Here is a 12,492-nt window from a genome sequence, read left to right as displayed (position 1 = left end):
AGATTTCTGAATAATACAACAAAAATATGACGAAGTATGAGGATATTTCTTTCAAGTACATATGAGGATATGATCGAATATCGTAACTCGGTTATGGAGGTATTGCGTGGAAATGAAATGATATATCGCGGAATGGAGTTTTTTGGCGCATCAGAAAATACTCCTATTGATGTTTGCTTCCAAAATATTGCAGAATCAGATCGAATGATTGTTCTTTTAGGTACTCGTTATGGTTCACGTCCAGATTGCAATAGTCACTCATTTACGGAATTGGAAATAAGGGAGGCTGAAAGGCTTGGAAAGCCTATTCTGATTTATATTTTAGATACAGATAGACAGCCTGTGTTAATAAAACATGTTGACTCGGGAAAAAACAAATCAGATTTGGACGCATTAATTAATTATTTAAGTAATAAGTATTCTGTCCAGAAGTATGTGACACCTGAGGAATTGGGGGTGATTTTAGCTAGAGATCTTCTTCGAATAGAAAAAGACACAAACACACACAGGGGAAAAAATAGTTTAATAGGGGAGTATAGAGAAACTGCGTATGACAAATTAGCATATTGGTATGATCATTGGTATAAAGATCATTGGGAGCTTGATGATCCATTTAAGACTATTGTATCTATAATAAAAGCCTATGATGAGGGCTCACGGGGAAATATACTACGGAAAAAAATATTGGATTGTGCTTGTGGTACCGGCAACACCTATGTTTCATTCACAAAGAATGGCTATAATATTTATGGCACTGATGGCTCCCGCTATATGCTTCAAAAAGCAAAAAATAATTGTGATAGCATAGGGGTATCGACGGATCATATTGAGTTAGAGCCGCTTAATTGGACAGATAATAAATCTTATCATGCTAAATTTTCTTCTGGTTTTTTTGATGTAATTATTAATACTGCGAATTCGTTTTGTCATATACCACCTGTTTCGGGATATATGGATGTTGCTCTGAATAATTTTTACGACCTTTTAGCACCAGGAGGGTTGCTTATCATTGATACAAAGAAATATATAAAAACCCGATCTTTAAATGATATAGAGACATACCAAGAGTTGCGATACATCGCGGGAAAACAAGAATGGATATTAAGATCTGAGAGAGAAGAACCTCGGAATATTGAGGGCCTTGGGAACGTAAAATTCCATACAAGATTGATGTATGACAATGACCCTGCTTTTACTCATCCGGTCTGTAGGGCTTTAATTGTTGTTACGATTTATGGGGAATCTATCAATCCATGTGTCCACGTAATACCATATTATCCATTACCTTCAGTGATGTTAAAGATGGAAATGGAAAAGGCGGGATTTATGCCGGTGACGATTTTTCCGGCTATGGAAAATCTTGTTTTGGACTGGAAGTATGATATTGTTGTTGGGAGAAAGCCGGGATAAAGATAGTGGTATAAGGCAGCAATATCTGCCAGTCTGCATGACAATGTGTCTACTTCGTTGACGCTCTTCGGCAAAGCCGTGGGTTCATAAGAATCGCGCAGATCTGTGTTTCCCCGAAAGGATGCGAAGTTTACCCAACAGCAACCCCCATCCGGGTGACATATACCTTTTCATGCAAGCGTGTCCGGATCTCTTCACTGGATGCGGTTTCAAAGAACAACTCCAAGGCTTCACGAAGATTATCGCGGGCGTTTTCAATGCTCTCTCCTTGGCTTGCAATATCAAATTCGGGACAAATGGAAGCATACCCATCCTTTTCATGTGTGATAATGACTGTCAGTTGCTTTTGCATGGATTTGTCCGCTTGATTTGAAAATTATTGAGCTTCTTTTCTATAGAAGTAGGAACCTGAATCGCCCCATGAAGTTGTAGTAACAAGGTAATAAAAATAATGAACAGCAAAGCTGATGATTGAGTCTTAGCCGCTCCTTGACCAAGAGTGTTATTTCATCTTTGTAATAGGGCATCAGAAAGCGGTGTGATCGGAATCGAAACATGCCACAAGAGTATTCTCATCCGTCAGGTTTGGCGGGTGCATTTTCAGTTTCTTCATCTTTATTATTGTCAAGCTTTTTAAGCATCTCAAGTGCTCCGGTTTCAAATCGTGAAAAGGCGAACCACTTTTTCCCTAAATCTTTGAGAGATGCTCCAATATGGTAAATCTCGGCTCCGTCAATATTCAAAAAACGGTCATGAGCCTCTTTGAAAGATTTGATGACGACAGTCGGGTATTGCTGGTTATGCTTTTCTATGTCCAGTGCAAGCTGTTTTGAAATAGCTTTTGTGTAAATCGTGCAGGAGACAGCGGAAGATCGTTTGCTTAAAATACCTTTTCAAATTTTTTCTCTGTTTCGGATTCAAAAACAAGCTGACGCTGCTCAACAGAATCAAGCCGGGCAAACACTTGCGCGTTGTTCTGGATGAAACGCCGTATTTCAAAGAAGGCGTTGATGATTTTGATACTGACTTTAACAGCCGTGTCACTGTGGAGCACGGCTGACAGCATTGCGACTCCCTGTTCGGTAAAGGCAATGGGAAGGTATCTTCTGCCACCATGCCTGCTTGAGGTCACAGCTTGTGACCTCAAGTGTAATTGCTCCCATTTTGCGGCCAGCTCCTGATCTTCACTCTGGGTAAGCTGAAATCTGAACTCTTGTGGAAAGCGTTCCATGTTGCGCTTGACCGCCTGGTTGAGCACTTTGGTTTCAACCCCGTAGATAACGGCCAGATCCCTGTCAAGCATTACCTGAACCCCTCGCATGGTTACAATCATGCTCTGGATGTTGAGATATGCTAAATCGGTCATTGTTTTTATGCGCAAGTTGTATTGGTGTGTGTAGCCTCAGATTAGTGCGTTGTCCTCGTTTTTTTCTGAGCTGGGGCTCGGCGTTCCCGAGGTGCGGCAACACTGATGGTTACCAAGGCTGCAAGTTCAGTCTGTTTCAGGTTCAGTCCGGGATACGCAAGGCGCGGAATTCCATCTGCGTGGGTGGCGGGGGACTCTCTGTGAAGCGCAGTATCAATCAAGAAATATTCTTTACATTGAGTCATGTGTCGCAATGTTCACCGTTTGGTTGGAAATGGTCGATAGACTGGCCATCTCCACTTTCGTGATTGAGCTGAAGCAATGGTTCATGCATACGGAGAGTTTGACGCCAGTAAGCTATTCATCAACATCAGCAAGAGAACAACAGGATGATTACGTCATTTGATATTAAAAACTTCGGACCGTTATCGTCTCTACGGGGAGAGGGTTTGGGGAAGCTCAACCTGGTGCTTGGCGCCAATAGCTGCGGAAAGACCTTTCTTCTCAAGGCGCTGTATGCAACGATGCGTGCACAGGAAGAGAGCGGAAGGGGAGAAGATCCCCGTGACTTTTCCGAGGTGCTGGGTGACAAGCTGTACTGGACATTTCAGGCTGATAAGTTAGGTGATTTGGTGCAAAAAGGTGTCGGTAATCGTCTTGCTGTTTCCGTTACTATGCAGAATAACTGTAGTCTGGCTTACGAGTTTGGCCCTGATGCCAGTCGCAAGGTAGTGCCGTTACACAACAATTTGGCGCCAAGAGAGGCCAATTCTATTTTTTTACCGCCTAAAGAGGTGTTGACACTTGCCAGGGTCATTTTGAAGTCAGGTCTGCAAGACAAGGCATTTGGTTTTGATGCAACCTATGTCGATTTGGTGCTTGCTCTTCAAAATCCGACGCAGCGAGAGCGAACTTTCAACGGCTTTACTCGTTCACGCCAGCAGTTGGAGCGGATGTTTCAGGGAAAGATTGAATATGTGCCGGATGCTGAACGATGGGTCTACAAAAAGGGAAACAGTCGTTTTTCGCTGAATACGACGGCGGAGGGAATAAAAAAAATAGCCATTCTTGATACGCTCCTTGGGAATCGTTTTTTAACCCCGGATTCTGTTGTTTTTATTGATGAGCCTGAGTCAGCATTGCATCCAACAGCGATCAGTCAGTTGCTCGACATTGTCTATCAACTCTCTGATGCAGGAATTCAGTTTTTTATTGCATCACACTCCTATTTTGTGGTGAAAAAGCTCTATTTGATAGCCTTATCAAAAAATATACATATCCCGGTATTTCTTGCTGACCAGGACGGAGGCTGGCATCAGGAAGATTTACTGCAAGGCATTCCGGATAATGAAATCATTAATGAATCCATTCGCCTTTTTGATCAAGAGCTTGAGGTCTCTGCGGGATGAGTATCTCAATCACTGAATCGGGGATGACCTTTGGCCGTTTTGCTCCAAATGACGTTTTCGAGTTTGAAAAAGTGTTAACTGAACTGAAATTCGGTGACCATGTTTCAAAAGTCGAATTTATTGTGCGTTATGGCTTGGGCAGTGCTGCGGTTGTTTTTGTGGAAGCAAAGCGCTCCGTTCCTCGTCAATCAGATGTTTTTTTTGCTGAAGTTCGATTGAAAATGATTCATGCGCTCACTGTCTGGTTTACAGCGCTTTGCGGGCGTCATGAGCAACTTCTGAAAGTTATACCGGATAATCTGAACAAGGTTGAGCATTTAAAGCTCCCTTTGAAAATGTATCTGGTGATTCCGGAAGCTCCGGATTCCATGCTGCCACAGCTTTCGGATAAGTTCAGGCAATCACTGTCGGCAGAGCAGAAGATCTGGGCAATCCGATACTCAGATATCAGTGTGTTGAATGAAAGCAGGGCTAAACCGAAGTTCCCTGTATAAAAAAATGATAACCTATTATATAAAAAGCAAAAAGACGTGAAATCAACTTCCATCTACTGGGTACAAACGAATCAATTCCATTGCACGGGTTTGAAGTGGTGTTGGTTCGGTATCCTGGGAAATCACAGGGCTTCCTGGAGCAGATTTCAGTCTGCACCGGTTTCGACTGCGAGTGCCCAGTTCCATGATAAGCGAGCGAAAACTGTGAACGGGGAATCCCTCTTTGTTTGTTTTTGTACTTTTTTTCTTTTTTGCCGATTTGGATGAGACTGCAGGCTTGATCGGATCGCGCTCTTTCCTGTCCTGAGCAAGTTCTTCATCATCGAAGAGCAAAGGAGCAAGTGCTTGACGCATGTGCCACTCAACATAATAAACCAGCAAGCACAGAAAGATATGGGCACGAACACGTTCGGCATAATAATGGTATATGGGCCGTACCTGCAGGTCAATACTTTTGAAGGTGCGGAAAACCTGTTCAACTTTTGCTAAATTCTTATAGCTTCTTACGGTATCCTCTGCCGACAGGTTCTGTCGGCTTTCGCTGGTGCGAATAACATAGATGCCATCCAACTCCGCTTCTTGTGCGATCGATTCAGCTTTCCTCTTGAAGGAAAACTCTCCGTCAGCAATCGATAGCTCAAAGTGTTTGGCCATTTTATACCCATTGATCACCTTGCCAACCTTTTGACCAATTTCCGATGCACTCAGCGGGGTTTTCGTGCGACGATGAACCTCATCAACAATTTTTTGTAGCTTGTTTTCTGTTGCATCCAATAACTCCTGGCGCTTGCGCCTCCGTTCATCACAGAGCAGGGGGTTGAAGCAGGCGATCAGGCGTTCATCGGGGAAATCTGCCGAAGTTATTTCTGCCAGATTTTTTTCATCAAACAATGACAACTGCAAATGATTATTTGCTGCAAGTTTGCGAATGTTTTCACTTCGCAACGCTGAAATCCACCCAATCCCGGGATGAGTTTTCAGGATATCAATCTGTGTCTGAGTCAATGTACCACGATCTCCAACCAGAACCACTCGCTGCAAGGCAAAACGCTCTTTCAGCTTCTCCACTTGGTCTGCTACGGTACTGGGATCACCAGTGTTACCCGGATAAACCTCAACAGCTATGGGACGCCCCTTGACATCGGTCAGTACTCCGTAGGTAATAATTGGCTTGCCTCGCCGACCCTGTTTATCGTGGCCTAAACGTGCCAGGGGACAACAATGGCCCTCATAAGAGCTATTGCTCACATCATAAAATACGTGTTGACCTTCACCAAGGTGACGGCTTGCAAATCTCTTTTCAAGAACAGGTTGGCGTTCCAGCAACCAGTCCATGGCTGCATACAATTCATCTTCATCAGCATCCTCAACATTGAGTAACTGCGCAAGAGTTGTGCTATGCCATAACCTCGTAGTGGCCAATTTTGAAGATGGCGCAATCAGGCGTTCGACGATCATTGCCAAAACGAGATCACGCTCACGAGTCCGTCGGGCAGCGATCATTTTGTCAAAACCGATAAGACGAATCATCTCAAGAAGAGCTTCAACATGACCATGAGGCAATGAGCGTTCAATTGAAAATACCTCACTGGGTGAGACCAGCGGTTCATTTTTCAAAACCCGTCGTAACGCAGTAACCTGTTCCGGAGGCCAGTTCGAAATATTAGCCACGGTGCGTTTCATGACTTTGTCGTTCTCACGCCAAGACTCACGGAGCAAGATGGCGGGACGAGAGTTTCTATTTGGAATAATATCAACGTGCATGGGTTTAGTATATCACTAAAACCCAAATAAAACAAGCGGCTTGATGTATTTTACATGGGTACAAAATACGTAAATTCCCTGCAATTTATCGAAATTCAATATGTTATACGATTTTACGTCAAGGAACTTCGGGCTAAAAAACAGGGTCTGGTTGGTCGAAATGATGAGGGGGACAATCGGCGAAATGTATGAAAGTTCAGCAAGTTCAGTCTGCTCCAAGGTTAGCCCGGAGACGAAGAGCGCGGATCTACTTTACCCCGTTGTGATGGATGTCACGAAATCAATTTACAATGATACGTGCAAGCATTTTTCGTTCACTCTTTGTTGTAATGCGACTGGCGACAAGTATCAAATATATTGAATGATGGGAAGAATTTGTGTGTTTTTTAAAATTTCCATCAGATGGCAGCGCCAAAGAGGGAGTTCTGTTCGAAACGGGGTTTGATGCTATCACCCCCGCTCAGCCGATGGAATAAAGTCGTTCTGAATCCGCTCAGCCTCTCTCATCGGCAACCCTGCTGCTTCAGCAAATTCGGGCCAGCGTTTTATGGCGGCACTCACACTACTGATTATTCCTTTGTAATCGGGTACCAGAAAGCGGTCGCCGACGGCATGGAAATCGCTGCGGTTCATGTTGCGGAATTTGCCGTTGACCGACATCAGGTGCTGATATGTCCACTCTCCGTTGGGGTTGAAGGAGTGGGTCAGGTCGTACGCTGGTGCGAGATGCCACTCTCCGGTTTTCTCCATGAGGAAGGAGTGGTTTTTTGTATGGTCATCGCAATTTGCGGCAAGGACGTTAAAGATCATGCGGCGATATGCCTCGGCCAATTCGTGCAAGGGCAGATTGAGTGCTTTGATGGTCTGAAAATATTGGCTGTAATCGTGGGTGGCCCGCTGCCGGTAGTCGAGGTGCTGCATGGCGCAGAGTGTCTGGAGATGCAGCTTTGTGCCGTTTGAACGGTCAAAACGGCGTGTCATGAAGTGGGCACGGCCATTCTCTTCGAGTAATCGGGATTCTGATATGGTTATTCCGGCAGCACGGGCCATCAGGTAGTATGCGTATTCAATGCGCCCGTACCCTTTTCCTGTGCTGAGATCCTCCCCTTCCCCAACACCGTCAAGCTTGAGCAGCCACTGTTCAAAACCGGGATCTGCAGGCAGTTGCCCTGAGCGAATCTCTTTGGTTTCGGGATTCCAGGCAATGACCGCCTTGGCACGTGCTCCGCCTGCGGATGTTCCGACCTGAATGAGGTTCATGATGGCCGCTTGCGTATCCCTGTCGCCATCAATGGTGCCCGAAAGCGCCTCTCTGGAGCTGATAACCAGTTTTGAGATTTCAACGGCGGTGGCTTTGGTATGGCGCGGGCCCCGAACCGGCCTGAATTCGAGTGCGCCCATGCCGCGTTTGCCCATGTATGCCAGACGGTCGAGGGGGGTAATGGCCTCTTTTTGCATACCGGCTTTTGCCAAATAAGCATCAATCAGGGCATTACCGAAATCGTCCGGAATGGCGTCGGCCAGCATGGCTGGAAGTCGCCGGAATGTTGCTTCAGGAAGGAGCGGGAATATGTGAATGCTCTCTTTTACCGGCATGGTCATCGGTGCCAGCTCAATGCCTCCGACCTGCCATGAGGGTGCGTATTCAAAAACGTAGTAACCGGTTCCGGAATCAAGCGAAATGGCGCCAACAGTTTTCTCCCAGGCACGGACTTCGATGAGCTTGACGGGGTGGTACATGCTCTTACTCCGTTTTCGGTTTGCGGGAGCGGGAAACCTTTTTTCGTACCCTATCCTTGCGTTGCCCTTTCAAGAGTTGCATAGGGCTTACTGAAACCGTTGGCGCCAAAGCGTTCAGCCAGTCAGTTCGACCAAGAACTCTCGAAACCTTGATGATTGTTTTGAGTGATGAACCTTTGCCCCCTTCAAGATTTTTCAGCGCACCAACACTGATGGATGCGAGGGTAGCAAGTTCGGTCTGTTCCAGATCAGCCCGGATACGCAGGGCCCGGAACTGATCTCCGACGAGAAGTTCCCATTCATCTGATGAAAAGGAGTTTATATCTGAAGCCATAATAGTGTCTTTTGATACTTGATATTTGTATGATAGGCAATATTATGCTTTTCAGAAAGCATCAATCGTGATTTCCATGCAGGGAACTCCAGATTTTTCCTCTACCGTGATGCTTTGCCCATGAAGGCGATAGCTCAGTTGGCTCTGCTGCCGTGGATTGGAGAGAACATTGGGGTTCAGAACGCCATAATTTATTCCTCCCTGGTGTCGAGCGGAGAAGGTGAGCAGGCCGGGATGGCCTTCCCGGTGAATTCTCGTTCCGATAGCTTGGGTGAAGGTGTAATCAGTTTTATGAAGGAGATTTGGATAGTTGTCAGCGGCAGAGCGAAAATCAAGCAGTATCGCATCGCACGCCACAGCGTAGAGTGTGCGCTCAATGGTAACCTCTTCATGCTCAAAGCCGGCATCGCAGAGTAAGCCCCGAAACCAGTGGTAAGCCGATTCATGGACTGATGTCTGGAGCGTATCGCTGCCATACCAGACTCCGAATGATCCATCAGAGAATCGGCTTGTCTGCCGGTATTTAAATTGCCAGTGTATAGCATTGAGCCACAGGGCCTCTTCAAAGGGGCGATGGATCTCAGGAGTGTGCGAATGATAAGGCAGCGGTCTGGTGTCGGATTCTACCTGACGAGCCAGAACCCACTCCTCCGTGTTGCTGCTCAGGTCGTCGAAAGGATTCTCTGATTCATTCAGGGATACAATATTGCGCAGCAAGTCGTGATGAATATCGGCTACCGCGAGACGGGTGAATAGGTGATCCATGGTATGTAGCCGATTACATTTCGCTTGTGGCGCGGTCAAGATAGAATCGCACCATCAAAAGACCGGCAAAACCCCACTCTTTGATGACCTCTACCGGGGTGAGGTTATCGAATGCTTTGTTCCGTGTGGAGATCCAGCGATAGGCAAGATCGCGGTTTTTCGGAAAAAGCATACGCAGATTCTTGTGGATGGCCAGCAAATGACCGACCCGTTCATACTGATCACGACTGGTTCCGATTGCTTCGCCTTTGCGATAGCGAGTCAAGGCGGCTCTGTTGGCTGGCGCAAGCCCTAAAAGCAGGGCCTGATCTTCCGTTGTCAGCTTCCAGTGGTCGAAAAGCGTCATCACCATTTTGGCTAATGCTCCACGATCTTTCGACGTGATGATCTGGCGCTCAAGTACCGTGTTCATTGTTTCCCTCCTTTGTTTTGAACTCTACGAAACCAATATAAAGAGTAGTTTCTATTGGAACAAAAAATGTTTTAATAGTGCTTTTTGTGGCAGTTTGCCTGACGACTTCTCATTTCCCGGATATGACAACCTCTCAACACAATATTATTGGACGAGTTACCGCAACGGGAAAAGCCGGAACATTCCCCGGCTTTTTTATTCCCTGAACCCGTTCAACTTTATATAATTTTATTATGTTGGCTTTGAACGTGATGCTTATGAACAGCTCTCTCTTTTTTGTGTGTCGATGAGTTGTGGCGCAATTGCCGTAAAGGATTATAGAATTAGATTGTATCAATGAATGCCGTTAGCCTGAAAAAACTCGAATTTGATAAAGTTGCCAACTACGCAACGCAGTTCTGCCTCTCCGCGATGGGGCGCGACCGGCTTCTTGAGGCTGTGCCGCAGGTTGGTCGTGAAGCGCTGGTAGCGGAGCTTGAACGGGTGCTTGAGTTACGCAATCTGCTGCAGGAGGGGAGTGCGCTCCCTTTTTCCTGGTTGCCGGATACGCGCCCGCTCCTGAAAAAACTGGAAATTCTTGAGAGTTATCTTGAGCCGGAGGAGTTGCAGGATATTCATCATCTGCTCTTTTCATCGGTGCAGTTGCGCAAGTTCATGTTCCTCAACCGTGAGGTTTATCCGCTGCTGAATGAGTTCACCATCAGGCTCTGGCTTGAGAAGAGTTTGCAGGCCTCTATCCGACGGATTATTGATGAGCAGTCGAGGGTGCGTGATACGGCCAGCGAGGCGCTTCTGATGATCCGCCGTGAGCTGAGTGGCAGCCGTGAGCTGATCCGTCGGAAGATGGAGCGGCTGCTCAGGCGTTGCCAGGAGAGTGGCTGGCTGATGGAGGATACGATAGCCATCAAGAACGGGCGGCTGACGCTTGGCCTCAGGGTGGAGTACAAGTACAAGATAGCGGGCTACATCCAGGATTATTCGGGGAGCGGGCAGACGGTTTTTATTGAGCCTGCCGAAACGCTTGAGATCAGTAACCGCATTCAGGATCTGGAGATCAGTGAGCGGAGGGAGATTGAGCGCATTCTGAAGGAGATGACTGAAGAGCTGCGGCCCGAGATTGAAAACCTAAGGTATAATGAAACTATCCTCGGTGAGTTTGATGCCTTGTATGCACGGGCACGCTTTGCCGTTGAAACGAACTCGGTGCTTCCCGGTATTGCCAAAGGGCATTCGCTGCGCATTGTGAAGGGGTTTCATCCCTGGCTCCTGATTTCGCATCATCAAAAAGAGGTTTTGCCGCTCGATCTTGATCTGGATGAGGATGACCGGGTGCTTGTGATTTCAGGCCCCAATGCGGGTGGAAAATCGGTGGCGATGAAGACGGCCGGTCTGCTCTGTTGTATGCTGGTGCACGGCTATCTGCTGCCCTGCAGCGAGAGCTCGGTTTTTCCTCTTTTTGGCGATATTTTTATTGAGATTGGCGACGATCAGTCGATTGAGAATGACCTTTCCACCTTCAGTTCCCATCTTGGCGCCATCAAAACCATTCTTGATGTTGCCGGGAGCAGTGATCTGGTGCTGATTGATGAGCTCTGCGCCGGAACTGATGTGGAGGAGGGTGGAGCCATTGCCCGTGCGGTGATGGAGGAGCTGCTCAATCGAGGCACCAAAACCATTGTGACCACCCATCTCGGCGATTTGAAGGCCTATGCCCATGAGCGCGAGGGAGTGGTCAACGGCGCGATGGAGTTCAACCGGGCAGGGCTGGTGCCTACCTTCCGTTTTGTCAAGGGGTTGCCGGGCAACAGCTTTGCCTTTGCAATGATGAAGCGGATGGGGTTTCCTGAAACCATGGTTGAGCGGGCATCGGGATTTATGCAGGATGAGCGTATCGGGCTTGATCGGATGCTTGATGACCTGAGCCGCCTCTTTGAGGAGAATCGCCTGCTGAAGCAGCAGCTTGAGGCAGAGCGGGCGGATCTTGCGGCACGCGAACTCTCCCTGCGCACTGAGGAGGCTCGAATGGAGCGGAAGCGCAGGGATCTGAAACTTGGCGCCTCAAGGGAACTCCAGAAAGAGGTGGAATCTGCCAGAAAAGAGATCAAAGAGATTGTTCAGGAGGTCAAGAGCACACCAACTGACGCAAAAGCCGTGCAGGAGGCCAGAAAAAAACTTGGATTGAAAAAGCAGGAGGCTGAAAAGAGTGAGCTTTCTCTTCGGGCTGAAGCCGAAATGGCAGTGCCTCTTGATCGGACTATCCGTGAGGGTGACCTGGTCAGGATTCTTGATACGAGTACCTCCGGTGAGGTTGAGAGTGTTAATCAGGAGAGTGTGGTGGTGCTGTGCGGTAATTTCAGGTTGACCACATCGCTCAAAAATCTTGAGAAAACATCAAAAACTCAGGCTAAAAAAATTCACAAGGAGCCTTTGCCCCGGCAGCAAAAGGTCTCCTGGTCGGCTACGACTTCAGGTGTTGAATCAACAAAGCTTGATTTGCGGGGGCTCAGTGGTGATGAGGCGATCATGAAAATTGACCGGTTTATTGATACGATGCGCCTTAACCGTATTCATTCAGCGATGATCCTTCATGGCAAGGGAACCGGATCACTCCGGCAGAGGACGGCGGAGTTCCTGCAGCAGCACAGCGCGGTCAAGAGTTTTCGTCTTGGTGAGTGGGGCGAAGGAGGGGCTGGAGTGACGGTGGTGGAGCTGGAGTAAGAACCATTTTCTTTCCGATCGGGGCAGATGCATTGAAAAACAGCGTTCAATACCGTATCTTGTGCCCAACAGGGGTTGCA

The 12,492-nt window shown here is 47.3% G+C and carries 10 protein-coding genes and 1 pseudogene; 4 read left to right on the top strand and 7 right to left on the bottom strand.

From position 1 onward, the window contains the following. The first annotated feature begins 69 nt into the window (after nt 1-69). Complete coding sequence (locus PPHA_RS14735; protein WP_190273991.1) at nt 70-1,410, top strand: DUF4062 domain-containing protein; 1,341 nt, start codon at nt 70-72, stop codon at nt 1,408-1,410. 130 nt (nt 1,411-1,540) lie between these two features. On the opposite strand, the gene PPHA_RS11060 is transcribed toward PPHA_RS14735, so the two are convergent. Then, nucleotides 1,541-1,762 (bottom strand): type II toxin-antitoxin system HicB family antitoxin, encoded by a 222-nt coding sequence (locus PPHA_RS11060; protein WP_012508908.1) that lies wholly within the window; start codon nt 1,760-1,762, stop codon nt 1,541-1,543. A gap of 220 nt (nt 1,763-1,982) precedes the next feature. Next, nucleotides 1,983-2,776, bottom strand: a pseudogene (locus tag PPHA_RS16850) (ORF6N domain-containing protein). Nucleotides 2,777-3,165: 389 nt separating this feature from the next. Here PPHA_RS16850 and PPHA_RS11045 point away from each other — a divergent pair. Then, complete coding sequence (locus tag PPHA_RS11045; protein WP_012508906.1) at nt 3,166-4,185, top strand: AAA family ATPase; 1,020 nt, start codon at nt 3,166-3,168, stop codon at nt 4,183-4,185. Next, the gene (locus PPHA_RS14725; protein ID WP_012508905.1) at nt 4,182-4,679 is read left to right on the top strand and encodes a hypothetical protein; all 498 of its coding nucleotides are present in this window, start codon (nt 4,182-4,184) and stop codon (nt 4,677-4,679) included. Before PPHA_RS11045 ends, PPHA_RS14725 begins: the two co-directional genes overlap by 4 nt. Before the next feature lie 42 nt (nt 4,680-4,721). On the opposite strand, the gene PPHA_RS11035 is transcribed toward PPHA_RS14725, so the two are convergent. The 5 genes from PPHA_RS11035 to PPHA_RS11015 all read right to left on the bottom strand — a co-directional run bounded on the left by PPHA_RS11035 (nt 4,722) and on the right by PPHA_RS11015 (nt 9,694). Then, entirely contained in the window at nt 4,722-6,443 is a 1,722-nt protein-coding gene (locus tag PPHA_RS11035; protein ID WP_012508904.1) for an IS1634 family transposase, read from the bottom strand. Between the two features lie 450 nt (nt 6,444-6,893). Beyond that, entirely contained in the window at nt 6,894-8,183 is a 1,290-nt protein-coding gene (locus PPHA_RS11030) for a type II toxin-antitoxin system HipA family toxin (RefSeq protein ID WP_012508902.1), read from the bottom strand. A gap of 4 nt (nt 8,184-8,187) precedes the next feature. Then, nucleotides 8,188-8,517, bottom strand: coding sequence for a helix-turn-helix domain-containing protein (locus tag PPHA_RS11025; protein WP_012508901.1), 330 nt, complete (start codon nt 8,515-8,517; stop codon nt 8,188-8,190). Between the two features lie 51 nt (nt 8,518-8,568). Then, entirely contained in the window at nt 8,569-9,282 is a 714-nt protein-coding gene (locus PPHA_RS11020; RefSeq protein WP_012508900.1) for an RES family NAD+ phosphorylase, read from the bottom strand. Nucleotides 9,283-9,295: 13 nt separating this feature from the next. Further along, nucleotides 9,296-9,694, bottom strand: coding sequence for an MbcA/ParS/Xre antitoxin family protein (locus PPHA_RS11015; protein ID WP_012508899.1), 399 nt, complete (start codon nt 9,692-9,694; stop codon nt 9,296-9,298). 336 nt (nt 9,695-10,030) lie between these two features. Here PPHA_RS11015 and PPHA_RS11010 point away from each other — a divergent pair, with 336 nt between their 5' ends. After that, a complete protein-coding gene (locus PPHA_RS11010) occupies nt 10,031-12,412 on the top strand; it encodes an endonuclease MutS2 (protein ID WP_012508898.1) in 2,382 nt (793 codons plus the stop codon). Nucleotides 12,413-12,492 lie beyond the last annotated feature (80 nt).

Source organism: Pelodictyon phaeoclathratiforme BU-1 (genome assembly GCF_000020645.1).
Lineage (GTDB): Bacteria > Bacteroidota > Chlorobiia > Chlorobiales > Chlorobiaceae > Chlorobium > Chlorobium phaeoclathratiforme.
Note: the sequence above shows the minus strand (reverse complement) of the source record. Positions and strands in the feature narration are given on the sequence as shown.

Excerpts from the sequence above, each read along its gene's own strand:
- PPHA_RS11035 (WP_012508904.1), bottom strand. The coding sequence starts at position 6,443 with ATGCACGTTGATATTATTCCAAATAGAAACTCTCGTCCCGCCATCTTG.
- PPHA_RS11045 (WP_012508906.1), top strand. The coding sequence starts at position 3,166 with ATGATTACGTCATTTGATATTAAAAACTTCGGACCGTTATCGTCTCTA.
- PPHA_RS11015 (WP_012508899.1), bottom strand. The coding sequence starts at position 9,694 with ATGAACACGGTACTTGAGCGCCAGATCATCACGTCGAAAGATCGTGGA.
- PPHA_RS11030 (WP_012508902.1), bottom strand. The coding sequence starts at position 8,183 with ATGTACCACCCCGTCAAGCTCATCGAAGTCCGTGCCTGGGAGAAAACT.
- PPHA_RS11025 (WP_012508901.1), bottom strand. The coding sequence starts at position 8,517 with ATGGCTTCAGATATAAACTCCTTTTCATCAGATGAATGGGAACTTCTC.
- PPHA_RS11020 (WP_012508900.1), bottom strand. The coding sequence starts at position 9,282 with ATGGATCACCTATTCACCCGTCTCGCGGTAGCCGATATTCATCACGAC.
- PPHA_RS11060 (WP_012508908.1), bottom strand. The coding sequence starts at position 1,762 with ATGCAAAAGCAACTGACAGTCATTATCACACATGAAAAGGATGGGTAT.
- PPHA_RS14725 (WP_012508905.1), top strand. The coding sequence starts at position 4,182 with ATGAGTATCTCAATCACTGAATCGGGGATGACCTTTGGCCGTTTTGCT.
- PPHA_RS11010 (WP_012508898.1), top strand. The coding sequence starts at position 10,031 with ATGAATGCCGTTAGCCTGAAAAAACTCGAATTTGATAAAGTTGCCAAC.
- PPHA_RS14735 (WP_190273991.1), top strand. The coding sequence starts at position 70 with ATGATCGAATATCGTAACTCGGTTATGGAGGTATTGCGTGGAAATGAA.